The following is a 26754-nucleotide window of genomic DNA, read 5'->3' on the forward strand; positions in this document are numbered from 1 at the left end:
CCGCTTAGAAGGATGACTCAACGAATTCAAATTCGAAATCACGGATTCGAACGACATCGCCGTCGATTGCACCAAGACGACGTAACTCTTCGTCGACACCCATTTGACGCAGTGTCCGAGCGAAACGTTTAATCGATTCTTCACGCATGAAGTTCGTCATAGTGAAGAGTTTTTCGATTCGTGGTCCTTTGATGACGAAGCAGTCGTCTTCATCTTTCGAAATCGTAAAGCCGGCTTCAGGTGCTTCATAACCGTAGACGACACGTGGTGTCGCTGTTTTCTCTTCGAGTTCCTCAAGACCGAATTCTGGCGTCGCATCAACGAGGTCAGCGATTCGGAATAACAGATCACGTAATCCTTGGCGTGTTGCTGCTGAAATCTCGAATACTTCAAGCTCTGGGAAAGCTTCTTTGAAGGCTTCGAGATGTTCTGCCGCATCCGGCATATCCATCTTGTTCGCGACGACGACTTGTGGACGCTCTGTCAAACGAAGGTTATAGTCTGCGAGCTCTTTATTGATGATGTTGTAGTCTTCGATTGGATCGCGTCCTTCCATCCCACTCATGTCGATGACGTGGACGATCACTTTCGTCCGCTCGACGTGACGGAGGAACTGGTGACCGAGTCCGACACCTTCACTTGCACCTTCGATCAATCCTGGCAAGTCAGCCATGACGAAGCTACGGCTATCTTCCGTTTCGACGACACCGATGTTTGGCGTGATCGTCGTGAAGTGATATGCTCCGATTTTCGGACGTGCTGCTGAAACGACCGATAACATCGTTGATTTCCCGACGCTTGGGAAGCCGACGAGACCAACGTCTGCTAGCATCTTCAGTTCAAGCTTCAAGTACTTCTCTTCTCCTGGCTCACCGTTTTCTGCGTGCTCTGGAGCTGGGTTGGCTGGTGTCGCAAAACGTGTATTCCCACGTCCGCCACGTCCGCCTTTTGCGACGATTGCTTGTTGTCCGTGATGGACGAGGTCAGCGATGACCGCATCCGTATCATCATCGTAGACGACTGTGCCCGGTGGAACCTTGACGATTAAATGCTCGGCTTTACGACCGTGCATGCCTTTTGACATTCCGTTTTCACCTTGAACTGCTTTAAAGTGACGTTTGTAACGGAAGTCCATCAATGTCCGAAGTCCTTCGTCGACTTCGAGGACGACGTGAGCTCCGTGACCACCGTCACCGCCGGCTGGTCCACCGTCTGGAACGTATTTCTCGCGACGGAACGCTACTTGTCCACGTCCTCCGTCACCTGCTTTTACATAAATATTTACCTGATCGACAAACATGTCGGATCCCTCCTCTTACTTCTCTTCCTCAAACGGAAGACTTTCAATCTCAATCACACACTCATTTTCCGTCTGCGACTCGATTTCCATCGGCGTCACTAGATCTTCAAGGCGCGACATATCTAGTAGATCCCGATAGATCTCGATGGTCACGCCCTCGTGAAAGGTCACGGATACTTCTCCTACTCCTACATCAATCATGGTGATGGCTGCTTCGACGAGTTGCTTCAGCCGCTCATCTTCCATGTGGGGTGCTCCGATGACATCATACGTCACAGTTTTGCCTGACCATTCAGCTTGCAATAACGCCAGTGCGGTTTTCGGCAATCCGATTTGCGCTAGACGTCCTTCCCGAGATGCTTGATCCCGGTATGCCGAACAGATCGACTCGACTGCTTGTTCGTCTCCGATCGCGCCATACGAACGGACGAGTTGTATCCGGTTCAACCACTCGTGACGAAGAGTCTTTAAAAGATCAAGTACCTGTTGTTCCTCCATCGGTCGTTCCCTCCTAAAAAAAACAGACCCTAACCCTCGAAAGTGGCTAGAGTCTGCTTCGTCGATCCTTATGCTGGGTAAACGCTGACTTGTTTCTTGTCGCGTCCGAGACGTTCGAAACGAACGACACCAGTTGCAGTTGCGAAAAGTGTATCATCGCCACCACGTCCGACGTTCATACCTGGGTGAATCTTCGTACCGCGTTGACGGTAGAGGATTGAACCAGCAGAAACAGTTTGACCGTCTGCACGTTTCGCCCCAAGGCGTTTCGATTGCGAGTCACGACCGTTCTTTGTCGAACCTACCCCTTTTTTCGATGCGAAGAACTGAAGATTAAGTTTCAACATGTGGAATCCACCTCCTATACTTGTTCAAGTTGGATAAACTCACCGTAACTTTCAGCGATGGTACCAAGCTGGACCAAAGTCGCCTCCAGTAACAATTGGGTGCGTTCACTGACATCCGGTGCTAAGTCAGCATACGGTTCTACATAAAAGTAGCCACCTTCTTGTTGTTCTGCCATTTCAAGGAGCAGGACCTGCCCGAGTAATGCTTCTATGGCATTGTATGCCCCGAAGATCACCGACGATACGCCGGCACAGACAAGGTCGAGACCTGGTTCTGCAAACTCGGCATGTCCTGTCACTTCGATGGAGCGGACGAGTTCCGCTTCATCTCGTCGAATCTTGACACGTATCATGGCTTACGCTTCGATTTTCTCGATGCGGACCTTCGTGTAAGGTTGACGGTGACCTTGCTTACGACGGTAGTTCTTTTTCGCTTTCATTTTGAAGACAGTGATCTTTTTCGCGCGAGCGTGTTTGATGACCGTTGCTACGACCTTCGCACCTTCTACGAGTGGAGCGCCGACTTTAACATCGTCACCACCAAGGATCAATACTTCACCAAATTCAACTGTGCTGTCGACGTCTGCGTTTAATTTCTCAACGTAGATTTCTTGGCCAGCTTCGACTTTGACTTGTTTACCACCAGTTTTGATAATTGCGTACATTACGTGCACCTCCTCTTAGGAACTCAGACTCGCCATCACGGGCAGCAGATGCTTTAAAACCCGGTCTGTGCGGTTGTAGTCATTTGGGTGCTTCCAAACGAACTAACGTTATTCAGAATACCAAACGTTCTTCCACCTTGTCAATGCTGTTCTGAAGGATTATTCTGATCGCTTGATGAAATCGAGACAGTCCTGTGACGACCCAGTGAATAGGACGGCTGGATCGCCTTCTAACACGTGCACCTCGAGTGGTTGGCGAGAGATGAATTCGTCTTGTAACAAGTGACGCGGCGCGCGAATCACGACCGCTTCCGCATAGGTCGCAATCTCAAGCAATTTCGGTTCAATCAACCGATAGACGCTTAATCGTGTCCATTGACCGGATTCCTGCGATCGTTCCTGCAATGATTTTCCATGTCGTTGTCGCGTCAGTTCGCATAAGCCCATCTTCGTAAACCCATAGACTTCGATTTGTTTCGTCTCGAGTGCGGCTCGTTCTTTGAGAAGTTGGGTCACCCGTGTCTGACCCTTACTTGAGCCACGTAAAAAATCGATCGCAATCATCCCACTGATATTACGTAACCGTAATTGCCGCATGACTTCGACGGCAGCCGCTTCGTTGATCTGGTCAAACGTCCGCTTTTGTTCCTTGACGGAAATCGTCTTTCCACTGTTGACGTCGATGACGGTCATCGTCTCGACTTCCTCAATTAAAAGATACGCTCCACCGTCAAGCCAGACGACCCGTTGCATCGCTTTTTCGATTGCCCCATCAATGGCTTCCATCTCAGGTAAGCGCCCTTTTCGTAGCGAGCGTTCGACAGACAGACCGAGTAATTCGAGTCGTTCCTTTTCCTGACGCGTCATGACGAGCGCATCGGTGACATGCGGAAGTCGCTTCGCTTCCTGGACGATCAATGCCTCGTCTTGCTCAAGACGCGGCGCCTGCATGAGTTCTTTATGCCGTATCCGTAATGACTGTAACTCTTGTTTCAATTCGTCGATTGATGCTTTCGCTGCCTCCGTCCGGTAAAGAATCCCTTCTTCTTCCGTCGTCGTCAATTGCTCCGCCAGTTGACGCTGGACGACGAGATCCAGCTTCCGACTGAAACGGACGCGGCGACCATACGGGAAATAGACAAGATAACGTCCACCATAAGTGATGTTCTGCGTCACCTTGTGTTGCTTCGGTGCGACCCCTTCCTTGACGACCTGAACGAGCAATGTCTGCCCGACCTGGACGGCTTGTCCGATCGTTGGCACGTCCGGATAGCGACGAAGTGCTTCCACCGTTTCATTAAGCGGTAAGTAAAGCGGCGTACCGTCAGTCGCGATCAAAAAGGCTGCTCCGAGCGTCGGATGCAACCGGTCGACCTTGGCATAGACGAACGTTCCGACCCGGATCTCGTCACGCATCCGTTCATGATATTCAATCAATCGACCGCCTTCGACCAATGCCAATCGTTCGAGTGAAGCGGTCTGTTCACTAATCCATCGCATACTGATCCCTCCAAAAAAATTAGACTAGGCGCGACGATGTCGTCCTAGTCTAATTTCCCATTCTTATTTCATCCCAAGCATCTTCTTCAATTTGACGAAGAAACCTTTTTGCGGTTGTTCATTTAAATCAAGTAGTGGTACGGACTCCCCAAGAATCCGACGCGCGATGTTTCGGTATCCGAGTCCAGCCCGGTTATCCGGATTCATCGTTACGGGAACACCACGGTGCGAAGCGGCGATGACTTCTTCATCATCGATGATCAGACCAAGCAGATCGATTGAAAGAATACGCATAATCTCATCGATATCGAGCATATCACCTGATGCCATCATGTGCGAACGCACCCGATTGATGACGAGTTTTGGAACGATGTTTCGTTCTGAGCGTTCGAGCATCCCGATGATCCGGTCCGCATCTTGGACGGCTGCTTTTTCCGGTGTCGTTACGACCACGGCTTCATCCGCTCCAGCGATCGCATTCATGAATCCTTGTTCGATTCCTGCCGGGCAGTCAATCAATACAAAATCGTATTCAAGTTTCAGCGTGTCGATGATTGCCTTCACCTGTTCGGGTGTGACGGAGGACTTATCCTTTGATTGAGCAGCAGGCAACAGATACATCTCTTCAAAACGCTTATCGCGGACGAGCGCTTGGTGCAATTTACATTGTCCCGTTACGACGTCAACGATGTTATAGATACTCCGGTTATCGAGACCAAGCACGATATCCAGATTGCGTAACCCGATATCTGTATCGACGAGACAAACCGAATGCCCCATCAATGCAAGTGCTGTTCCGATGTTCGCCGTCGTCGTTGTCTTACCGACGCCGCCTTTACCGGATGTGACGACGATGGCGCGTCCCATATTCGTCTTCGCCTCCATATGTACCTGTTCTTTCACTTGTTCCATATCCGTCACCCTCTTTCACTATCAATCGCAAACTGATCCATCCGCGCAAGCGGAACGGTTTGAAGGCGGGAGAATTCCACCCCGTCTTCGCCTAAAAATGCACAGCCCATATCGAGAGCAGGAATCGGTGCGTCATCCGGCTCCTCATGGACGGTTCCAGCGACCGCGACCCATTTCGGTTGCAACACACTTGCAGCGATGACTGCTTCCGTATTACCACCTTTACCTGCATGAACGGTACCACGCAAAGCTCCGAGACAATAGATACTTCCTGTCGCATGTACGACCGCCCCCGGATTGATATCTCCGATGATGACGATCGAACCTTCAACGTCTAATACGTGCCCACTGCGTGCCGTGCCACCAAAATAATGGAACGTCCGCTCTCCGTACAAGGCTTTTGCCTCGTCTTTCGTGATGCATTCACTGTCATAGCCTTTGAAAGAGAAGGAATCATGTCGCGCGACGATAGATTCGACGGCCGTCAACACCCCTTCATCGACATAACGTCGACCGAAGAAGAAGGTGATGGGTACGGCGCGTCCGTTCTCGACGGATTTGTCCGCAAGCGTCAACTCTAAATCGTCAAGAAATTCATCCACACTGCACCTTTCATTCACATAGACGGCGAGGCCACCACGATGGCCTTTCATCGTTACATAACGTTTACGCTCAATCATGACTCATCCTCTTTTCTCGTCAAGGGTCGACTGCACGAGTCGGGTCATCGGATAATACAGGATGATGATCCCGATCAACTGGGCAACCAAACTCCTTGGAATGATCTGTGTCGCGAGTTCTTGGAAGGAAACCCCGACACCAACGACCGAAGCCGTGAAGAAATATATATCGAGTTCATACAAAATGGCACTGAACGTGAACGTGACGAGAATCGTCAATACGTTCTCCTTTACATATTTTAGCACGAAGCTACTAAAAAGCGGAATGGCGGATAACGCAAATAAGTAAATTCCGATAATATCCGAGTACACGAAATCATAGAGCAATCCGAAAACGAGTCCGAATCCGAGTGCTTGTTCAAGCTTCCCGTACCGACCGAGGAACATCAGACCGATCAAGGTCGTATGAATGACATACGGCGAACCATCTCCAAGCGGTCCCGCGAACAACGTTCCTTCTAAGATAAAAAGAAGGAACACGGCGAAAAACAACTTAACGTTATTCACGAGTGTCCCCTCCCTTATCGGTCTCAGCGAAAGGTTCCTTCGCTTCGCGTTCAATCACGAAGACATGACCGAACTGTTCGAAGTCTGCTGCCGGTTTGACGTATGCGATTTTCGAAGCCCCATACTGATCGGATTTCACTTCTTCGATTTTTCCGATGACGATCCCGCTCGGATACTTTCCACCAAGACCGGACGTCGTGACGGTCTGCCCTTTTTTCAGCTTCGCGTCGTTCGGAATTTTCGTGAACTTGAGTAGTTTCGTCTCTTCATCGAAGCCTTCAATCGTTCCGAAGACTCCTTTTCCTTTCGTGTCGTCTGCCGTTGCCGAAACGTTATTCGTCCGACTCGTATCCGACATCAACTGCACAAGGGACGTATAAGCGCTCGCCTGGATGACGCGACCGATCAATCCATCTGCTGTTACGACGGCCATGTTCGGTTTGACCCCTTTTTGTTCGCCGATGTTAATCGTCACGAACCGTTGCCATTCGGACGATGTCCGCCCGATCATCTCTGCCGGTAACAGTTTATAGTCGCGAATCGAACCTTTGAGGTCGAGCATGTCTTTTAATTCTTTATTCTCACGCTCAAGATCACGGACTTTAACGGCATTGCCGGCATAGTCGTTCAATCGTGATTTCAAGTGTTCATTTTCTTTGTACACGTCACGCACTTCTTTAATCGAAGTGACCGTATCATCAATCCAGCCAATCGGTGTCGCGAAAAGGCGTTGACCGACGCCCACGGTATCACGCACGAAGCTTTGATACCAGTGGGATTGGTTACGCCCTTGCAGCGAAATCCCGATTAAGATCACCAAAAGGAGAAAACTAAGGAGTGTGATGAGCAGTTTTCGATTATTTAAAAATCGCTTCATCGCTCATCCCGTCCTTATCTTTTTTGCGAGATGCCTGATTTCGAACGAAGGACATTCATCATCTCGAGTGATTTTCCTGTACCGATTGCGACACAATCAAGTGCGTTTTCTGCAACGAGTGTCAAAATACGTGTTTCGTCTTCGATGACAGCATCAAGGTTCTTCAAGAGCGCCCCACCACCTGTCAGGACGATACCGCGGTCCATGACGTCTGCTGATAATTCAGGAGGTGTCTGCTCAAGCGTGTGCTTAACACCTGCAAGAATCGCTTCGACCGTATCTGAAAGTGCGTCACAAATTTCAGCACTTGTGACTTCGATCTGTTTCGGAAGACCTGTGACGAGGTCGCGTCCACGGATTTCCATCGTTTCGTTCTCTGATTCTTCATCGATGCGAGCATAACCGATCGTCATTTTCAACGTCTCAGCTGTCCGTTCCCCAATCATCAAGTTGTATTTCGATTTGATGTAACGAATGATAGACTCATCCATCTCATCACCACCGACACGGATCGATTGGCTTGTGACGATACCACCGAGTGAGATGACAGCAACTTCTGTCGTACCACCACCGATGTCGACGACCATCGAGCCTGTTGGTTCTGAAACCGGAAGACCTGCACCGATTGCTGCTGCGAATGGCTCTTCGATTGTATATGCTTCACGCGCACCCGCAAGTTTCGCTGCATCTTCAACCGCACGTTTTTCGACCGATGTAATACCGCTTGGTACACAGATCATGACGTTCGTCTTAGAAGAGAACAAGCCTTTTTTCTTTGAAGCTTGATCCATGAAATATTTGATCATCGTAGCGGTTGTTTCATAATCCGCGATAACCCCGTCTTTCATCGGGCGTCGTGCAGTCACGTTACCCGGCGTACGACCGATCATGTTTTTTGCTGCATTACCAACTGCCTCAATTTTCCCTGTATCCGTACGGAAAGCAACGACGGACGGTTCACGGACGACGATTCCTTGCCCCTTTACATACACGAGCGTGTTAGCCGTACCTAAGTCAATGCCGATTTCACGGCTGAATGATCCAAACATTATTCAAAAAACCCCTCTCTGAGAATACACTTCACTAATTATAACGGAAAAGCCTTCATTGGAAAGCGTTAAAACGTTACAGCTTGTTTACAGTTCGCCTTAGAAAACACACAAAAAAACGTCTGACGGAAAGAAACGAAACTTTCCCTTCAGACGTTATTCTTACATAAATCCGCGCTGTTTCATACTAATAAATTGTCCATGCCCGATGATGATGTGGTCAAGACAACTGATTCCAATGAGTCGTCCTGCCTCAACAAGTCGCTCGGATACCTCGATATCTTCCCGACTTGGCGTCGGATCACCGGACGGATGATTATGGACGGCAATGAAGTTCGCAGCCGAGCAGCGAATCGCTTCCCGGAAAACGTCTCGCGGGTGGACGATTGACGTGTTCAATCCTCCAATGAATAACGTCTTTTTCGAAACAACCTCATTTTTCGTATTCAAATACAGGCAGATGAAATGTTCCTGTTGATAGAGGCGCATCTCTTCTAACAACAGCTCCGCGGCGTCTTCCGGTGAACGGATCGTCGGTCGAATCCACTTCGGTTCCGTGACGAGACGGCGACCGAGTTCCAGTCCCGCCATGATTTGCAACGCCTTTGCCTTCCCGACACCTGGTGCTTTCTCGAGTCCACCGACTCCAGCTGCCTCGAGTTCAATCAGTGAAGGATAGATGTGCAGTAATTCTTCCGCGATTTCGAGCGGTGTCCGGTCGCGCGTTCCGCTTCGGACAAGACATGCCAGCAACTCGACTGTCGTCGCTTGTGCTAAGCCTTTCAACTGAACCATATCCTTCGGCCATTCAATCACAGCATCCGACCTCTCTGTTTCAGGATTACGCAAACATCGGCTTGATCGCAAAGGACGCGAAACGTTTCGTGATCTCGTGGATCGGCAATCCGACGACATTATAGTAATCACCCTCGATCGCTTCGACGAACAGACCACCCATCGCTTGAATACCGTACCCACCCGCTTTATCATAGGGTTCATTCGTCGCAATATAGCCTTCGATCCATTCGTTTGGCAATGCACCAAAATGAACGTGTGTCGTCACGTCGAATGTCTCTTCCTTCTCACCAAAGCGAATCGTTACTCCTGTCACGACTTCATGTGCGCGTCCCGATAGACGGGCAAGCATTGCCCGTGCCTCTCCCCTATCTGCCGGCTTCTCGAGAATCATATCGTCAATTGCAACGACTGTATCAGCTGCCAGAATGACACCGTCCGCTGTAATCGCTCGCGCTTTCTTTTGCGATAGATGACGGACGTATTCATGCGGGGACATCGGGTACGGCGCTTCTTCGACGACATTCGCTGGTACGACTGCGTGAACGATTCCGATTTGTTGCAAGAGTTCCGTCCGGCGCGGTGAAGCTGAGGCGAGAATCAAGTGTGGTTGCGTTATCATTAGTATCACGTTCTTTCCCATTAATTTCGAATCGGATAATTCGAGTCATCGAATAGTCTAACAAAAAACAAGCGGTCCCTAACAGCATAGGAACCGCTTGTTTTCTTTTAATTTCCTGTCACATCGACAAATGGATCCGACTTCGGTGTCTTCTCCTCGAGTGGCGTTTGCTTATCCGGCGTCAACTTTGTCAGGTCCGGACGATAATACGATTCAATCTCGACTGTGAATGAAAGCATCTCATCCTCAAGCAAAAGCGTCCCACTACTTGGACCCGGTTCTTCCGGTCCCGATAACTGGATTTGGCGTAAGACCGTGATTCGATCCGTCCGCTCGATTTGTTTTAAGAATGCCATCAATTCAAGATACGACGGGGCTTCAACCGTCAATGATGCCGGAAGTGGCGTCGCATTCGCTGTGGTCGTTCCTGTCGCCGCAGCTGTTGTCGCTTGATCTTGATCAGACTCCGTCGCCATTGCTCCGTCAACGGCAGGCGTTGATGTCACCGGTGACTGTGGCGTTGGCGTTGTGGTCGCCTGACCAAACGTGATCGACTGGACTTTGACACCGGCAATCTGACTCGACGCGTTAATCGCATCGATGACGTCATCGTTCGCTGCCGTCACCGGGACTTTTTGTTGCAGGAAGCTCGACTCAGCGACGTCGACTTTCTGTTCGTTCGCTTTCGCTTGCTCGAGCACCATCTGTTCCCGTTTCAACGTCGCTTCTTTTTCTTGCAACGTTTGGTGTGTCGTATAGGTCGTATAACCGAAGTAACCGACCGCACCGAGAACGATTAAGATCGTTAGACCGAGGAGGATGAAGCTACTATAACGTTTCAATTGTCCGGCACCTCCTCGATTTCAGTCGTTACATTCGGATCAGTCGTCTCCGTCGTCGGATCGGTTGAAGGAGTCGCTTCCGTCGAGCTATCCGTTTCCGATTCAGACGGCTGATCTTCTTTTGGTACTGCCGGATCAGCTTCGTTCGTTTCGCCTTTGACGACTTCCGTCGGGTTGACGTTCAACGAGAATTGTCCGATATAACGTGGTTCTTCAGATTTCGCATCATCCGACGGTGTAATTTCCGTCGTCGGAATTTCTTGCCCGGTCGTCGGATCAACCGTCGTCGTCGTAACGACATCCGCCTTTTCATTCATCGTCCGAGTCGTCACACTCGCAAGATTCGTTCCCGAGAAGACTTTATCCGTCAACAATTCACGATAAAAATCGTTTAGTTCATCAAGCGTCTCGAATTGGGTCGTCATCGTCACGGCATGATCTGCCCCATAGGCGAATTGAAGAATATAACCGCGTTCCGGGAGATAACGGGTAATCCGTTCAAGCGTCGGTACGGCAGGGCGCGGCGTCGTCTCGAGTCCTTCGACCGTCTGTTTGAGTTGCGCAACTTCCTGCTTTGCCGATTGGTCCGATTCCGACTGCAACTGACGGACGATCTGGATTTGATCGTTCGTCGATTCGACGCGATCCGCGAATTGATCGGTTTGCCAGTAGAGATAACCACCAGCGAGTCCGCCGAACAACAACAGAATGAGTGAAGCGACAAGCGGATATTTCGGTGCTTCGTCGTTTTCCGGTAATAAGTTGATGCGGTCTTTTCGCGGTGAAGCAAGACCAGCGAGCGGTAAGTACGCTCGTGGAATTGACTGTCCGTCGATCGTCATCATATCTGGAATTTCATCGAGACTTAAATCAAAGTTCGACCGGAAACGTGTTGCCAGTTCATCACGGAACGGGAAGTCCCCGGCAAGGACGACATTCGTGATTTCTCGTCCTTCGCGCGCGAGCGAAAATCGATAGAAATCGAGTACACGCGAGAACTCGAGCAACATCTCATCTAAGATGAGTTCGACCGTCGGATCATCCGAGCGGTAACGATAATGCAATTGATCATCGATGACATCAACATCCCACGCGTCAGCCGCAAACGTGTCGACCGAGCGAATCAGACGTGGCACGTGATCTTCGATGATGATCAGCTGGTGATTCGTCGCATTCGCATTCCAGATCAATAACGTATCAGCTTCCGTCGCGACCGGATGATGGGCTTCAATCCCGAAGTAGGTCGCAAGCGGTTGTGGTTCAGCTGCGACCAGTCGCAAATGCTTTTGTTTGAACAGTTGTGTGTATTGCTTGAGCGCCTCGTTTGGCGCGGCATAGAGCATGATTTCCCGCTTGCCGTCTTCTTCAAGAACCGTGTAATCAAAATATGGTTCTTCAAACGGTAAGACGATACTATGTCCGATCTCCATAAACAAATAGCCACGGATTTGATTCGTCTCGATCGTCTCCGGAATATCAAGTTTCCGGGCGAGAACGAGTGAACCATCGAGCGCGAGCACCGCTTGCGAACCACGCGGTACTTTTAGTTTCGTCAGTAACCCGTCAAAGATGAAATCAAGCGAGGCTTCCGGCTGTAACCAGCCTCCTTGCAGTGTTCCTGGCGGCAGCGCGACGACTGCCCGGCGCTTGATGACGCCTTTTTTGACGACCGCACCGAAGATTGCGACGTCGGTAAAATTAAAGTAGATATAAGTCCCTTTACGCCGTTGCGCCATATGTACGTTCTTCCTTTCTTAAAGCAGTAAATCGAGGTACCACGATACCCAATCATCCGCAAAATAATATGTCAGTAATGTTCCGACGGCAATCGACGGAACGAAGGGAATGGGTTGTTTCCGTTTCACGCGTCCGAGTCCAAGTAATGTTAAGCCAAGAACGGAACCAACGAATGCCGAGACGAACAAGGCAATGACGACGTGAAGCGGTCCAAGGAAGATTCCGAGCAGTCCGAACAGTTTGACATCCCCTGCTCCCATACCACGACGGGAAGCAAGAAAGATGACGAATAATAGAACGAACCCAACGATTCCACCAATAATTGGATTATACCAGTTTTCGAGTGGAGAAAGGTAGCGCACAATCAAGGCAATCGGCAAAAAGATGAGTAAAATTTTATTTGGAATCAGCATGTAGGCTAAGTCGGACATCGTCAGGATAAATAACAAGCTCGTCAGGACGAGCGTCAACGCCAGTTCCATCGACCAGCCGAACTGCCAAAAGGCATACGCGTAAAGAATACCTCCGAGTAATTCAAGCGCTGGATACTTGATTGAAATCGATTGTCCGCAAGAGCGGCACTTCCCACCAAGTACAGCATAACCGAGTACCGGTGTTAGTTCGAGCGGTCCTAAGACATGTCCACACGTCGGACAATGGGAGCGCGGATGAACGATCGACTCCCCGACCGGGACGCGCAGACCGACGACGTTCGTAAACGACGTGATGAGTAAGCCTAACAAGAAAAAATAAACCGTGAAGACGATCGTCATGACACGACCTCCCTTTCAAAAAAGTTCAGAAAAAAACCCCCGAGGAGGGGGTGGTAATTATTTCTTTTCTTGTACTCCACCGCGCTTCAATGCTGAAGGAGCTGAAGCATTGAAATAAGTATAATCTGTTGATTTACTAGTTAACGTAACTGCATATGTGTAAGAACCATTTTTCTCAGTGACGACTACATATGAATTTTTGTAATCTTCATCTGAGTTTAATGCATCTTTCATATCATCAATATATTTTTTCAAAGTGTCAGTACGCGGTGCTGCTGCAGTACCTTTAGAAACATCATTAGCCTCGATAGCGTTGTTATTGTCATTAACTCCAACTTTCACTGTTTCACCTGGTTGGACAGGATTTGAAGATGTATAAAGTTTTGCTGCTGCAACTAATTGCTTCGCATCGGAAACAACGGCATCCTTACGTGAGTTCTCGATCAACCCACCGATTGCGACGACAGCGATTGCTGCAATGATTCCTAAGATAACGACGACGACGAGTAACTCGATCAACGTCAATCCACGCTCATCGCGCATTTGTTTTGCATCTAACCAGATTTCTTTTAACCGTTCTACCATTTTCTTTATGCCTCCCTAGTACTTTTTCACTGTTCTTGGTTAGTAGGTAATACTATCCAGATGAATACTATTATAGTAGCACCATATTTTTTGTAGAATATGTCTTTTTTTCACATCAGGTAAATGTTTTTACAATTGTCAACTCGCTTGTATATCCGAGTAAATTTTAAACATCGGTACGACGACGGCAATGACGATGACACCAACGATTGCTGCTAAGACAACGATCAAGAGTGGCTCAATAATTGACTTTAAACGGTCTGTCGTCGTCTCGACTTCTGTCTCATAGAAGTTCGCGACTTCCGTCAGCATCGTATCAAGACGTCCTGACTCTTCCCCGATCGCAATCATCTGCGTGACGAGAGGTGGAAAATATTTGTTTTTCTCAAGTGGTTCGTGCATCGGAATGCCACGTGCCATCGCTTCGTTGGCGCCCGCAATCCCTTTCCGGATGATCCGATTCGTGACGATTCGCTCCGTGATGTCGAGTGAGGCTAAAATTGGGACGGAAGCATTAAGCAGGACGGACAGCCCCCGGGTCATCAAGGCAATCTGCGACTTTTGGATCAGGGGACCAAAAACGGGAATACTTAATAAAAAGCGATCGAAAAATAGTCGTTGGCGTTCGTTTTTTAAATTAAAGTACAGTAATCCAATTAATCCAAAAGCAATTAACAACATGACCCACCAGTACGCGACGAAGAAATCCGATACGGCGACGACGAGCTTCGTGATCAAAGGCAACTCACTACCAAGCTGATCAAAGATCGATGCAAACGTTGGTACGACGTTCATCATCAAGAAGACGACTACCCCCACGGCAACGAGTGAAACGACCGCTGGGTAGATCAATGCCGAGATGACTTTCCGTTTGATTTCATATTGTTTTTCAAGTTGGGTGACGATGTTATCAAGTGCTTCCTCGAGATTCCCACTCGCTTCTCCCGCCATCGCCATGCTGACGAAGAATGTATCAAAGACCCGTGGGTGTTTTTCAATCGCTTGCGAAAACTGAATCCCACTCCGTAAGTCATCTTCGACCTCAACGAGCGCCCGTTCGAGTGGTTTCGACTCCGTCTGCTTCCGCAGAATTTCCGTCGCCTTGACGATTGAGACACCGGACCGCACAAGTGTCGCGAACTGACGGGCATACATGACGAGATGTTCAATTTTCGGTTTTGCACTGAGAAACGTAATCTCGGTGTTTAATCCTTTTGACTCTTGCTTTTGAAGCGAAGTCACAGCAATCTGATCCGTCCGCAACCGTTCTGCGGCTTCTCGTTTCGTCAGTGCTGTAATCTTGCCTTTCTTTCGTTTGCCGGCCATCGTCCGACCTTCATAAATGAATACTGCCATGTGTTCACCCCGATATGTACGGTGATGCAGCAGAAGCCGGAATCAATCCCCGACTGACGAGATCCTGCAATGCCATCTGCATCGTCTGCATGCCGTATTGTTTACCCGTCTGCAGGACGGATTGAATCTGATATTCCTTACCGGTCCGAATCAAGTTCGAGACAGCTGGTGTATCGACCATGATTTCGAGGGCTGCGACGCGACCTGTTCCATCCGAACGCGGCATCAAGCGTTGCGAGATGACACCCGCAAGGACGTTCGCCAGTTGAGCTCGAATCTGATCTTGTTGCTCTGACGGGAAAACATCGATGATTCGGCTAACCGTTGAGGCAGCCGTCGACGTATGGACCGTTGCAAAGACGAGGTGACCCGTCTCCGCTGCCGTCACGGCGGTCGCAATCGTCTCAAGGTCCCGCATCTCCCCAAGCAAAATGACATCTGGATCTTGACGGAGCGCTGAACGTAAGCCGGTTGCAAAGCGTGGCGCATCAATCCCGATTTCTCGCTGATCGATCAGGCTTTTATGATGACTATGTAAGTATTCAATCGGATCTTCGAGCGTAATAATCCGTTTATACATCGTCTGATTGATTTCATTAATCATCGCTGCAAGCGTTGTCGATTTTCCAGAACCCGTCGGACCCGTGACGAGAATCAACCCGTGTGGTTTCGTTAAGAATCGTTTTAAGACAGGCGGAAGCGCCAGTTGTTCAAGTGTCGGTACTTCTGTCGGAATCGTCCGAAACGCCATTGACAAAGCGCCCCGTTGATAAAAACAATTGACCCGGTACCGGGCAACACCGGTCACACCGAATGAAAAGTCGATGTCTCGGTCCTGTTTCAGCTGTTGGTACATCTCTTCTGTAATCAAAGACCTGACAAATCCATCAATGATGATCGGTTTCATCTTCTCTGTCCCAAACGGTGTCAACGTTCCGTTGATTCGAAAGACGGGTGGTGATCCCGCCGTCAAGTGAACATCGGACGCTCCTCGTTCTTTCGACGAACGTAAGATATCTTCGATTTGTGCTCGTTCCATCGTACTATTCATTCTGAAATCACCGTCCGTAAAATCTCTTCTGTCGTCGTGATCCCTTCTGCGACCTTTGATAGACCATCTGCAAGCAGGAACCGTTGACCTTGTTCCTTGACGTACGCTGTGATATCACTTTCCGTCGATTGGTTCATGATCATCCGGCGTAACACTTCATCGACCATGATGACCTCTTGAATCGCAACCCGTCCACGGTACCCCGTCATATTACAAGACGAGCAACCACGTCCACGCATGACCGTCGTCGCTTCGATTCTCTCTTGATCAAATAACTCTTGTTCTCGTTTCGAAATCGGATGGACTTCGCCACAATCACGGCAGACACGGCGAACAAGTCGTTGTGCAATCAATCCACTGACAGAAGCAGCAACAAGGAACGGTTCGACCCCCATGTCAATCAATCGCGTGATCGAACTAACGGCAGAGTTCGTGTGCAAAGTCGAAAGAACCAAGTGTCCTGTTAGCGAAGCACGAATCGAAATCTCAGCCGTCTCGATGTCGCGAATCTCCCCGACCATGACGACGTTCGGATCCTGACGAAGAATCGAGCGAAGACCACTCGCAAACGTCAACCCAATCTTCGCGTTGACTTGAACTTGGTTGATTCCATCGACTTGATACTCGACCGGATCTTCAACAGTGATGATGTTGCGTGACTCGTCATTCAACTCATTTAACGCGGCATACAACGTCGATGATTTCCCGGACCCAGTCGGACCGGTGATCAAGATGATGCCGTTCGGGCGCTTCAGCATCTCCCGGAACTGTGATTCATTCCGCGAACTAAAACCGATTTTTGAAATCGAGATGTTCGAGTTCGAGCTGTCAAGAATCCGGATAACGACCTTCTCACCGTAAACAGTTGGCAAGGTCGAGACACGGAAATCATATGGTAATCCGTTAAAGACATATTTAATCCGTCCATCCTGTGGCAAGCGTGACTCAGTGATATCAAGTTCACTCATGACTTTGATCCGGGTCGTCAGAATGCTTTGGATCTGCTTCGGATAATTGTTCTCCGTTCGTAGTTCTCCATCAATCCGAATCCGGATCGTCATCGACGTTTCCTGCGGATCCATATGAATATCCGATGCACGCTGAGCAATCGCGTTCTCTAGAATTTGATTGACGAGCCGGATGATGGGTGCATCTTCGCGTGTCACGACATCACGGGATTGATCCGACTCCATCATGTCATCGGATTCGAGTAGCTCCCGTAACGACGAATCAATGTCATAATACTTCAGGATCGTTCGTCTGATTTCGTCACGTGTCGCGATTCCGACATCAATCGATAAACCGGTCTGCATACGTAAATCATCGATCGCGATTAAATCCATTGGGTCTGCCATGGCAATAAATAAACGGTTCCCTTCCCGATAAACCGGAACGAGCGTGTGCCGCTGTGCCAAGTCTTTTGAAATTAGTTTCGTGACAGCTACGTCAACTGGATAGTTGTATAGCTGGATGATCGGAATCTTCAATTGATGGTGCAGTGCTTCTAATAGTTGTTGTTCCGTCAAGTGCCCGAGTCGAAGCAGTGCATCGCCGAGTTTTTCGGTCGATCGTTTGACCGTCAACGCCTCTTCGACTTGCTGTTCCGTCACAAGGCTTTCTTCGATCAACATTTCCCCTAAACGTTTTCGTTTCATTGCCATTTAACGAGTCATCCTTCCGCGTGCCATGTTTCTTCTTCCTCTAACACATCCGGTTTTTGATGTTTTTCATCAACTACACTTGTCACGACTGCCGTCAACAGACATAAGACGACAATCCCCGTGAGAACGAGTGGGTTCGTGATCCAGTCGAGTTGAATACTGAAATAGATCAACGTCACGATCAAAATCGCCGCAACAGATAAAATCGCTTTCGTCGTCACCGTCGTCACATAAGGAATCGTCACCGCAAACATCAGTCCACAGATGATCGTCGCTAGACCGATAATGATACCGAGTTCAATTGCTATCGTCGTCCAGTTCATCTCTTCTCCTCCTTCTTATCCGACAGGTTCCCCTGTTGTTTCACCTTCTACTGGTGAAGCAGGGTCACCCGTTTCATTACTATCCGGTGTGTCGGGTGTCGTCGGACTTGTCGGAGACGTTGGTGTATCCGGTGTCTCAACTCCGTCCGTCTGCGGTTCATCCGTCGTTTGATCGTCTGTCTCATCTGTATTCGTTGAATCATTGGAATCATTCGTATCCGTCGAATCATCAGAGTTCGTGTCGTCTTCCGGTTCAGGTACGACGACAGGTGCTTGTTCTTCTTGACTACTCTTTGTGATGATTGCTGGGATTGCTGCATAGAAATCAAGGGATAATAACTGCTTTTTCTCACCTTGAGTCGTCTTCGTCACGCGATAGACTTCGATTGACTTTCCGTCCTCTCCCGCTTGAGTATCACTTGTCGTTCCTGCCGTAAGCGTTGCAGAATAACGTGTAATCGTCCGGAACGGAATCGATTTTTCGCCTTCAAGGACGGTCGTAACCGTTTCTTTGAACGGCGTGCCTTGCAATTCAAGTGTGACATCACTTCCGTTTTGTGTCGCAACGACACGATAGATCGATGCTTGTGTATTACGAACGGCAAAATCTGTTTTCTCATCAATTTTGACGTCATATCCTAGTGTGATGCCGTCTGGTAATGACGTATGTGGCATCCGTTCGACGATTTCAAATGGAGTCTTTGCGAACAGTTCGTATAACTTACTGCCAACATATGATCCCGCGACCGCATCCATACCGTACGTCTTGACATTCATTAATTGTCCCGGCTTGATCTCCACATTCATCATCGCCGTGATCATCTGTTCTTCAGCGGCAGACCGCGTCGAGAATGATACTGTCGATACGACCTCACCTGCCGGATCGACTGCAGCTTCCGATTGAGCAGGATCAAAGTTCTCTTCCTGTAACGTTTTACTCGTATCAATTAACCATGTCTTAAAAGCAAGGCGTTGCTCATCCGAGTAACTGATTGGCTGTGACGCCAGAAAGTTCTCAAGCGCCGCTTCGTCTACCGCAACCATCAAGTCTCCGCCTTTTTTCAAAGAAGCTTTTTTTACAGAGTCATCAGCGTTGATTTTCACGACTTCTGTTGGAATCGGTGTCGTCTCTTCTCCTGTTCCAGTTGACAGCGGCGTTTTCTTCGTCCACTCCGTAATCGCTTTCTCGACTTTCGATTGTGCTTCCTTTCGATCCATGCCACTGACTGGAACCGATCCAATACGTGCTGTCTCAGAAAATGTCGTAGGTGCCGTTGCTTTACCGGTAAAGGAAATCAAGGCAAACGATGGTACGTAAATCAGGGCTACAAGTACAAGTAATAAGAGTGTATGTATAACAAAACGCTTTGGATTAATCATCATCTGTTTCCTTTCTGTATGAATTTAATCATTTCAGGTGCCTAGTATTTCCATTATAATGAATATTATGATGAAACATAAGTCCTATCCTGACAAATCCTTTCATGATCTGTGAATAGGTGCTGTTTTTGATTTTCTAGAAAAATCATTGAGGACCTTTCATTCTCATCTATCATGAAGTAGAGGTGAATCCATGCATCGCGAGCAAGGCGGTTTTTCGCTAATCGAAGTACTAGTCAGTATTACGATTTTATCTATCATATCGGTATCTCTTATCAGTATTTTTTCTCAGTCCCTGGCTGCTTCGCGTGACAGTACAGAGTTGACGTTCGCGAATTATCTGGCAAAAAATGCAACATCTTATATCAAGCGAGAAGCTTTAGAAGCGACACGTGACGAACCATTCGCTTTTAGTTCTCTATCTACACAAGCAGACAAAGCCACTTATCTAAATGGAAACTATGTCATTCCCGAGCCCACGTCTCCTTCTTGTGGACTATCGGCTATATGTACATCAATCTTTACTAATCCTGAAATCAATAATATTGCCTTTGACGTCAAATACAGTGTGACACCTCGGAAGATAGAAGGAGTCGTTAATCCAAATCTTCTTGACCTACATGTATTCGTCTATATAGAAGGTACATCTGAACCGATTACGTCATTGAAAGGATCGATTACGAATGCGACGCTCAATCAAAGTTTTCCGACAACAAAATGATGGATTCTCACTTGTCGAATTGCTTGTTGCGATCGTCATTGCCTCGATCTTTAGTGCGGTCATTTTGACCGTATTCATTTCGGGTACGAAAAGCTTTCGGGCAACTGGGATCATCAGTGAACTACGCAGTGAAGCTGATAGTCGAGTCGGTATCATCTTAAATGAAATCAGTGGATTTGATGCAATTCGGGTCGATGAAGCAAAACAATTATCGTTTTATAAAAGATCACTTCCTGTCTTGAACGCCGATACTGGATTACTTGAACGCGCCAGTGGATTCGAACCTTTTGACGCAACAGAAGAATCATCTTCTTCAGAAGAGAAAGCGAGACCAGTCCGTTATACATTTGCAGAACAAACATTGGACAGTACCGAACTAACGTATGAATCAGCGACACAGTCAATCGACGACCAAACTGAATTACTACAGACTTTCAAGTTATCGAGTCCGGAGTATCAAACCATTACATCAGGAACGTATCCGGGTCGCTACGTTATTCACGGTATTTTAACGATTACAACTACAATTCAATCGACAGATCATGAGGAAGTTCAGACCTTCACGAGTACGATTGGATTTTAACTCAGAAAGGAACACGGTATGCGTAAATCCGAAGAAGGCTATACATTACTTTTCGTTCTTGTGACTTTAACAGTCCTGTCCGTTCTCGCTGTTGCGACGATCGGTATCAGCTTACAGTCGAATCGCTTAACTGAAATCCGTGAGACAGATATCGATGTCGAGACGACGACACAAAATGATCTTGATTTAGCAGTCGCCTCCCTGCAAAACATCGTCTCTAAGACGACCGGGACTTCACCAACGACTTCTTCTCAAGCATTGTTTGAGAATCTCGATAATTCTATCGTTTTACCCTTAAAAACAATTGTTCCGAACGTGACCGTCAAGCTGAATGAAACCGCATCAAATGTCCGGGTCAAAGCGTTTGATTTAACAGCGACAGTTTCAAAACAAAAAGGCGACCAGCCGACAATAAAAAAAACGTATCGACAACGTGTCTATTTATCTGCCATTCCTAGTTTTTTGTACTATACGTTAGGCTCAGATGATCAAGTCATCTTAAATGGTGCTCCCTTGATCGAAGGTAATATTTTTTCTCGCAACGCCCTGCAAGCAACTGCGACCCCGATATTCAAATACAATAATGAGGATGGTACCTTCACTAATACTAAAGCACTTCCCTACATCGCAGGTCAGGTACGCGTTTTCCAAGAGAAGACTCAGCCATTATTAAAGTGTAGGGATTACCTCGTGTGTGATAAAACGATTTTTGATCCGAAAGGTGCAACGGAGCTAGTATCAACGAAAGAAACATTAGTTCCGTTCGATTTCGACTATGCGTTGAACGATTTCTTGAAATTACCAGTGAATACGCCTTTTACGCAAGTGGCTTCTGCATTAAAAAATTCTTCAATTCCACAATCTATATTAAAGGGACCATTTTTAACAGAACTTGATACGAAGCGACAAATGATCAGTCCAGCATTGAATACAGACAATACTGTGACATTGACAGATGATCTTGTTCAAGAAACACTCGAACCTTTAATCATTAACGGCAATTTAACGATTTCTTCCTTGAATCCATTGACACAGCCGCTCGAGATCAAGCGTCCTCTCGTTGTTCTTGGCAACTTACTGATTCGAGGAAATGTTGGATTTGCAACGACGATTTATGCGACTGGAACGAGTCGTCTAGATGACGCAAACATTCAAGGTCTGACTTCAACTGCGAAACAAAATACATTGATTTTACTTAGTAAAGGAAATCTTGTCATTAACCGCGTCAATAAATTTTCGACGCCTCAGACGACTACACCTGATTTAAATGCGTTTCTATATAGTGACGACGATCAAAAAAATACGATTTATTCTGTTGGTTCGACGATGAATGTACGTGGAGGAATCTTCACGAAAGGAGAACTCGAAGTCAATGCTTACCGTGGGAAACTGAATTTACCTGAAAATGCGTTCCCTGCAAACGTGACGGAGCTCGAAAAACTGATGGTCGCCAACAAATCACCGGACTTCGAAGCTTCCCGTCTACGCATGGCGTATGATGCGACAGTATTGAAAAACCCTACTGCACTACTTCCACTCAACCGAGCCGTCCAATTGTATGTTGAAACACCAAAACGTATTCAACCATAAGGAGCATGAAAAAGAGTCATTCGTCAGCGACGAACGACTCTTTTTTTGATTAAAATTTCGTTGCTCGGTATTGTTTAACAAGCTTTTTCACCTTGTTCTTTTCTACCGTTGCACCATTCTGTTGTAACATCACATACAAATCTTTTCGATTTTGTTTAACCGTTTCATAGACTGGTTTCTCTTTCCCACGATTCGGATCAGCTCCTGCTTGCAATAACAGTTTAATCGCCGCATCGTTTTGATCCAGTGTGGCATAAAAGAGTGGTGTATGTCCGAAGTCATCGATCCGATTGATTTCTTTTTTTGAAGCTTTTTTCACGAGAAGCGTATAGACATCAATCGATCGATTCACACTTGTCGCGACATGAAGGACCGACTGACCTTGCGCATTCAGTTGACTGATTTTTGCACCTTGTGCCAACCATTCAGCTACCGTACTACGCGGTGTGAATTGCGCTGCATAAAACCAGTTCGCTTTATTTTGGACGGTCTGTTCGTCAAGGAGAAGCTTCGCCTTGTCAAAGGCGAGTGTTTCTTGGAATCGACGAATGTAACGATTTTTCTCCTTTGTCGATAAAGAGGCATCCTTTAACGCTGTAGCAAGTCGTTCTGGCTTTTCTGAACGTAGTCCTTGTTCAAGTGCTGCGTGTTGATTCGCTTTTGTGACGTATACCGTTCCCCCAACTCCAATGATGATCAAAATCAAGAGAACGGCAATGATTCGTTTGCGTTTCATATCTCGCGTCCCCACTTCTTAGTAAACATCTCCATCCAAGTCTGATGTTCCTGATTCAGAACCAATTGTTACCTTGAACGTCGTCGTTAGTGGTGTTTTTTGATTATCTTTCATGACTTCGAGTACCTCTTTATGCTCTTTTAATGCCGTTACCTTGATACGTGCCACACCTGGACGCAACGGTTGCAATGCTTGCCCTGTTGCATCAATTTTGACGTATTCCTTACCTTGAAGGACTTCCAAGCGATAGAATCGCTCCGTCGCCGTCACTGGGAACCAGCGCAGAACCGGTGATTTTTTATCATCTTTCATCGTCATTGCGATATCATCAGCTGTCAGATCGAGTGGGTTCTCGCGTACCCGAACGAGTGTCTTCGCGACTGTATCCGGGAAATCAGTTAACGTGAGTAACGCTTCGACCGGTCCATTTGGTGTACCGGATTTACCTATGATCGTATAACCTGACGCCGTCTGTTTCAACTCAATCGCACCACTTACAGTCGAAGTCGTAAATGGTAATAGATAGCTTGGTTTAAACGTCGCTGTCACGTCTTGATTTGATCCGACCCACAGTTCCAGATTATTTGGGGAGACCGATAGTTCCGGTAACTTGACTTGGATCGTGTACTCTTGTGACTGAGCAAGATAAGTTGAGCTTCCGGCTGTTGCAGGTACAACCGCTTTGACCGTGACCATTCCTGGCGTCTTTCCTGTCAGCTCCAACGTATTTTTAGTTAAGCCATTCGTCGTCACACGAGAATCGTTCGTGATGATCCATTGAATCGGTGTGTTTCGTCCTGATACCATCGAAGCAATTCCTGACATTGATTTTGTCTCTCCCACATATAATGTATCCGGTATATTTTGAACGGTTAATCCTCCAAATACATCATTGATGACGAGTTCTGAAGTCGCTGTCAACTCTTTTCCGTTTCCGACTGGTACGACGAGTTTAATCTGTGTCGTTCCGACTTTTTTCGGTTTGATGACACCGGCTTCATCAATCGATGCGATTTCCGAATCCACAATCGACCATTTTAATGCGCCATATTGACTGCCTGAAGGATTAATTTCTGGCAAGACTTTATAAGATGGTGTCGTGATATCCATCTTAACGGATGGAATCTTCACACTTGTCGCAAAGGATGGTGTCAGTGCATAACCAATCGTCGGAAAAGCTTGTGGATCATTTGCGACGGTCGTCGATTTATCTTTCCCATTCTTTTTATCACGATATATATTTTTTATTGATGTCAACGTGTTGTCTTTTTTATCAAGTAAATGAACTCCTGCGGCATCTTTCGCACGTACTTTGACAGTAAACGTCACTTCCGATTGATTCGCGATCCATTCCCCTTTATGAACGCCTTCAATTGCCTCATCATATTCGATGTCCGGAAGATTTCCTTTGATCGTCTGACCGGTAATATTCGTCCCAGTCAGCCCCGTCGCCGATAAGATTTCAAGGTTACTCGGGAATTGTTCGTTAAACAGAATATTTTCCATCGTCACCGAGAACTGACCCATGATGTATCCATTGTTTCCGATGGCATCCTTTTGCATCATCGGAGACATTTTGACGGTATAGGTGATATCGGCTGTTTCCCCTTTCGGAATCGTTGCTGGATCAATCGAACGGGACAGGACGAATGGTGCGGATGCAGCCGGACGCACGACTTGGATGGTCCGTGTCTCAATCGTTTTTGCTCCCCGTTGATCTTCTGCTTCAATTCGGATCGTCACGCTCGTTTTTCCTTTAAGTTTCGATTCAAACGATTGACTGACGAATGAGTTGTTTTTCAACTTATTGTTTTCAAACACTTTCTCATCATCAATATAGATGCGCGTCTTCAACTCACGATCTTGTAGATCGTAGTCGTTTATTTGGTATGAGATTGCTAAAGGCTCATTTTCAAGATAACTTGATTTGTCATATGGTAAAAGACTTTTGATTAAAGGTTTATGATTCGCACCGATAAAGGCACGATACATCGTGTTGGTAAATAGATTCTGCTCCCCTACATTTGTAAAAGAAGAGGTATGTCCAGCACCTGAATATGTGATGTTTCCCTTGGTGTACATATAGTAGTGATTTCGAGCATCTCCTACCGTCCTACCAGTCTCCGTATTTGCTTCTGTTTCCTTGATATTATACCAAGGTATTAAATCCGGTTGTTCTAAATCAAGAGCAAAATATTGATTGTGTGTTTGCGCAATCGAAATCTCATTGTCTAACGCAAAAGGAAATGATGTCATTTGCCCTTCATTTTGTCGAATGGCTTTCGTGGATTTTTTAGGTGCTGCAAACCCCATATTTGTATAGTAGGTTTGACCCGATGCTGTAGCGTAGTCTGCTTCCCAGCGAGTTGGCGCATTTTTTACATTTGATCTAAAGATGGTATCGTGTGTCAACATGAGTCCCTGTCCCGTATTCGTAAATGACTTAACTTTATCAAATGCCAGGTCAGTAAGACTAGCAGTACCATAAGAATCTTGGAATCCGAAAATCAACATATCATATGAAGCATTTAAATCTTTTGAAGTTACTTCACTCGAAAATTTAGCTGAATCTATGACATTTAAATTAAAATTATAAAAATCATTTTTACTTAAATTTTCTCCTTTTAGATTATCTAGAAGAGAACCAGTTCCTCTCGTTCCAAGAACCTGAAGTACTTTTGCTTCAGCTAATTGATCTTTCATTAAAAAACTACCTGTCTTATAGTCTGACAATCCATTGCTTTTATTGATTCGAATCATCCACTGTCGTGGTCCTGTATAACTCGGAACGTCAAATGTATAGGTAAGTTTCCCATTAGCTGCGGCTGGTAATTCATCAACTTTTTCTGATTCATCGAACTGATCATTACTGTCAAAATCGATATAAAGTGTCGCTATAGTATCAGTTATCGACTGATCAAGAGTATAACTAAACTCAATTGGTCGATTCGGAACCGCTATCGAACCGATAGACGACAATGTGTTACCTGCTTGCTTTACTGTCACATTCGAGATACGGGGACGCACATTGATTTTTTGCTTCAATGAGTTAATGACATCATTGATATTTTCGTAAGAAACAGTTGCTTGCGTCGACACATAGTTCTTCAAGACCTTTGAGAAATTACTTTGATCATGCGTGAAGATATCTTTATGCAGATACACTGGTAGTCCTTTTCGAACATATGCATTGAGGATTTCATTACTTTTTAGTCGTGTAATATCATTTTCGATTTTACTTGTATTATGATTTCTTTTATCAAACTCAGATAATTTAATTGAATATTTCTCTTGATCATTACTATTGATTGAAGGATCAAAAACGATTGCATCAAACGCTCCATCTAACGGAAAACGTGAAGCGTTAAGTTCCTTGACGGTCATCTTCTTAACATCAAAACGCGCTGAATCAAGTCCGGTCAATAACGAAGTGATTTTGGTTCCCGGATCAATCCGATTCGTCGTTGACCATTCATCACGAATCTCTAAAACCTTAAACTTTTCACCCGTTGCGGCTTTTGAATGTGGCTCCTGTATATACGTAAAACTTGAAAAAATCAGTAAGGTAGCTAAGGCTAGACGGACCCACTGTTTCATCATTTATCGTCTCCTCATCGTATCATTGAAATATGGGACTATACTCCCCCATTTCATTATAACGAGA

27 protein-coding genes and 1 other annotated feature are annotated in these 26754 nt (G+C 46.8%); of the genes, 3 read left to right on the forward strand and 24 right to left on the reverse strand.

The annotated features are described in order from the left end of the window. Positions 1 to 4 precede the first annotated feature (4 nt). The 22 genes from obgE to B2U10_RS01805 all read right to left on the reverse strand — a co-directional run bounded on the left by obgE (position 5) and on the right by B2U10_RS01805 (position 19460). On the reverse strand, positions 5 to 1300 hold the full coding sequence (obgE, locus tag B2U10_RS01700; protein ID WP_035406491.1) for a GTPase ObgE: 1296 nt from the start codon (positions 1298 to 1300) through the stop codon (positions 5 to 7). Between the two features lie 15 nt (positions 1301 to 1315). Then, the gene (locus B2U10_RS01705) at positions 1316 to 1798 is read right to left on the reverse strand and encodes a Spo0B domain-containing protein (protein ID WP_035406489.1); all 483 of its coding nucleotides are present in this window, start codon (positions 1796 to 1798) and stop codon (positions 1316 to 1318) included. A 68-nt stretch (positions 1799 to 1866) separates the two neighbouring features. Next, complete coding sequence (gene rpmA, locus B2U10_RS01710) at positions 1867 to 2145, reverse strand: 50S ribosomal protein L27 (RefSeq protein WP_012370976.1); 279 nt, start codon at positions 2143 to 2145, stop codon at positions 1867 to 1869. A 14-nt stretch (positions 2146 to 2159) separates the two neighbouring features. Continuing rightward, positions 2160 to 2498, reverse strand: coding sequence for a ribosomal-processing cysteine protease Prp (locus B2U10_RS01715; RefSeq protein ID WP_023468945.1), 339 nt, complete (start codon positions 2496 to 2498; stop codon positions 2160 to 2162). Positions 2499 to 2501: 3 nt separating this feature from the next. Next, a complete protein-coding gene (gene rplU, locus B2U10_RS01720) occupies positions 2502 to 2810 on the reverse strand; it encodes a 50S ribosomal protein L21 (protein ID WP_012370978.1) in 309 nt (102 codons plus the stop codon). A 15-nt stretch (positions 2811 to 2825) separates the two neighbouring features. Beyond that, positions 2826 to 2895: a sequence feature (ribosomal protein L21 leader region), on the reverse strand. Positions 2896 to 2969: 74 nt separating this feature from the next. After that, positions 2970 to 4310: a ribonuclease E/G gene (locus B2U10_RS01725; RefSeq protein ID WP_290751810.1), complete on the reverse strand. Its 1341-nt coding sequence runs from the start codon at positions 4308 to 4310 to the stop codon at positions 2970 to 2972. Between the two features lie 63 nt (positions 4311 to 4373). Further along, positions 4374 to 5177, reverse strand: coding sequence for a septum site-determining protein MinD (gene minD, locus B2U10_RS01730; RefSeq protein ID WP_029342255.1), 804 nt, complete (start codon positions 5175 to 5177; stop codon positions 4374 to 4376). Positions 5178 to 5227: 50 nt separating this feature from the next. Further along, positions 5228 to 5902 (reverse strand): septum site-determining protein MinC, encoded by a 675-nt coding sequence (locus B2U10_RS01735; protein ID WP_035406484.1) that lies wholly within the window; start codon positions 5900 to 5902, stop codon positions 5228 to 5230. 3 nt (positions 5903 to 5905) lie between these two features. Then, positions 5906 to 6409 (reverse strand): rod shape-determining protein MreD, encoded by a 504-nt coding sequence (gene mreD / locus B2U10_RS01740; RefSeq protein ID WP_035406481.1) that lies wholly within the window; start codon positions 6407 to 6409, stop codon positions 5906 to 5908. Then, complete coding sequence (mreC, locus tag B2U10_RS01745) at positions 6402 to 7286, reverse strand: rod shape-determining protein MreC (protein ID WP_056062539.1); 885 nt, start codon at positions 7284 to 7286, stop codon at positions 6402 to 6404. Before mreC ends, mreD begins: the two co-directional genes overlap by 8 nt. 14 nt (positions 7287 to 7300) lie before the next feature. Then, complete coding sequence (locus tag B2U10_RS01750; RefSeq protein WP_029342258.1) at positions 7301 to 8335, reverse strand: rod shape-determining protein; 1035 nt, start codon at positions 8333 to 8335, stop codon at positions 7301 to 7303. A 162-nt stretch (positions 8336 to 8497) separates the two neighbouring features. Beyond that, entirely contained in the window at positions 8498 to 9130 is a 633-nt protein-coding gene (gene radC, locus B2U10_RS01755) for a RadC family protein (protein ID WP_290785805.1), read from the reverse strand. Positions 9131 to 9176: 46 nt separating this feature from the next. Further along, on the reverse strand, positions 9177 to 9752 hold the full coding sequence (locus tag B2U10_RS01760; protein ID WP_290785242.1) for a Maf family protein: 576 nt from the start codon (positions 9750 to 9752) through the stop codon (positions 9177 to 9179). A 107-nt stretch (positions 9753 to 9859) separates the two neighbouring features. Then, complete coding sequence (locus tag B2U10_RS01765) at positions 9860 to 10594, reverse strand: hypothetical protein (RefSeq protein ID WP_290751819.1); 735 nt, start codon at positions 10592 to 10594, stop codon at positions 9860 to 9862. Then, complete coding sequence (locus tag B2U10_RS01770) at positions 10591 to 12330, reverse strand: fimbrial assembly protein (protein WP_290785245.1); 1740 nt, start codon at positions 12328 to 12330, stop codon at positions 10591 to 10593. The genes B2U10_RS01765 and B2U10_RS01770 overlap by 4 nt, the downstream gene beginning before the upstream one ends. Positions 12331 to 12348: 18 nt before the next feature. Continuing rightward, a complete protein-coding gene (locus B2U10_RS01775; protein ID WP_035406466.1) occupies positions 12349 to 13104 on the reverse strand; it encodes a prepilin peptidase in 756 nt (251 codons plus the stop codon). Between the two features lie 57 nt (positions 13105 to 13161). After that, the gene (locus tag B2U10_RS01780) at positions 13162 to 13689 is read right to left on the reverse strand and encodes a type II secretion system protein (protein WP_056062556.1); all 528 of its coding nucleotides are present in this window, start codon (positions 13687 to 13689) and stop codon (positions 13162 to 13164) included. Between the two features lie 138 nt (positions 13690 to 13827). Then, the gene (locus B2U10_RS01785) at positions 13828 to 15045 is read right to left on the reverse strand and encodes a type II secretion system F family protein (RefSeq protein WP_290785251.1); all 1218 of its coding nucleotides are present in this window, start codon (positions 15043 to 15045) and stop codon (positions 13828 to 13830) included. 4 nt (positions 15046 to 15049) lie between these two features. Beyond that, positions 15050 to 16084: a type IV pilus twitching motility protein PilT gene (locus B2U10_RS01790; RefSeq protein WP_251137796.1), complete on the reverse strand. Its 1035-nt coding sequence runs from the start codon at positions 16082 to 16084 to the stop codon at positions 15050 to 15052. 8 nt (positions 16085 to 16092) lie between these two features. Next, entirely contained in the window at positions 16093 to 17757 is a 1665-nt protein-coding gene (locus tag B2U10_RS01795; RefSeq protein ID WP_290785256.1) for a GspE/PulE family protein, read from the reverse strand. Positions 17758 to 17765: 8 nt separating this feature from the next. After that, positions 17766 to 18080, reverse strand: coding sequence for a hypothetical protein (locus B2U10_RS01800; protein ID WP_035406455.1), 315 nt, complete (start codon positions 18078 to 18080; stop codon positions 17766 to 17768). Between the two features lie 15 nt (positions 18081 to 18095). After that, positions 18096 to 19460: a G5 domain-containing protein gene (locus B2U10_RS01805; RefSeq protein WP_290785259.1), complete on the reverse strand. Its 1365-nt coding sequence runs from the start codon at positions 19458 to 19460 to the stop codon at positions 18096 to 18098. Between the two features lie 193 nt (positions 19461 to 19653). On the opposite strand from B2U10_RS01805, the gene B2U10_RS01810 reads away from it, so the two are divergent. From B2U10_RS01810 to B2U10_RS01820, 3 genes are read left to right on the forward strand one after another with little or no spacing between them, the layout of a single operon-like run. After that, positions 19654 to 20181, forward strand: coding sequence for a prepilin-type N-terminal cleavage/methylation domain-containing protein (locus B2U10_RS01810; RefSeq protein ID WP_035406451.1), 528 nt, complete (start codon positions 19654 to 19656; stop codon positions 20179 to 20181). Beyond that, a complete protein-coding gene (locus B2U10_RS01815) occupies positions 20144 to 20764 on the forward strand; it encodes a PilW family protein (protein ID WP_056062568.1) in 621 nt (206 codons plus the stop codon). The genes B2U10_RS01810 and B2U10_RS01815 overlap by 38 nt, the downstream gene beginning before the upstream one ends. A gap of 18 nt (positions 20765 to 20782) precedes the next feature. Continuing rightward, positions 20783 to 22354, forward strand: a complete 1572-nt coding sequence (locus B2U10_RS01820) for a type II secretion system protein (RefSeq protein WP_290751847.1) — start codon at positions 20783 to 20785, stop codon at positions 22352 to 22354. A 49-nt stretch (positions 22355 to 22403) separates the two neighbouring features. Here B2U10_RS01820 and B2U10_RS01825 read toward each other — a convergent pair whose 3' ends face one another. Next, the gene (locus tag B2U10_RS01825; RefSeq protein WP_290751850.1) at positions 22404 to 23090 is read right to left on the reverse strand and encodes an ankyrin repeat domain-containing protein; all 687 of its coding nucleotides are present in this window, start codon (positions 23088 to 23090) and stop codon (positions 22404 to 22406) included. 18 nt (positions 23091 to 23108) lie between these two features. Continuing rightward, complete coding sequence (locus tag B2U10_RS01830; protein ID WP_290751852.1) at positions 23109 to 26690, reverse strand: DUF5057 domain-containing protein; 3582 nt, start codon at positions 26688 to 26690, stop codon at positions 23109 to 23111. Positions 26691 to 26754 lie beyond the last annotated feature (64 nt).

Origin of the sequence: Exiguobacterium sp. UBA7533, assembly GCF_002479335.1 — a bacterium.
Lineage (GTDB): Bacteria > Bacillota > Bacilli > Exiguobacteriales > Exiguobacteriaceae > Exiguobacterium_A.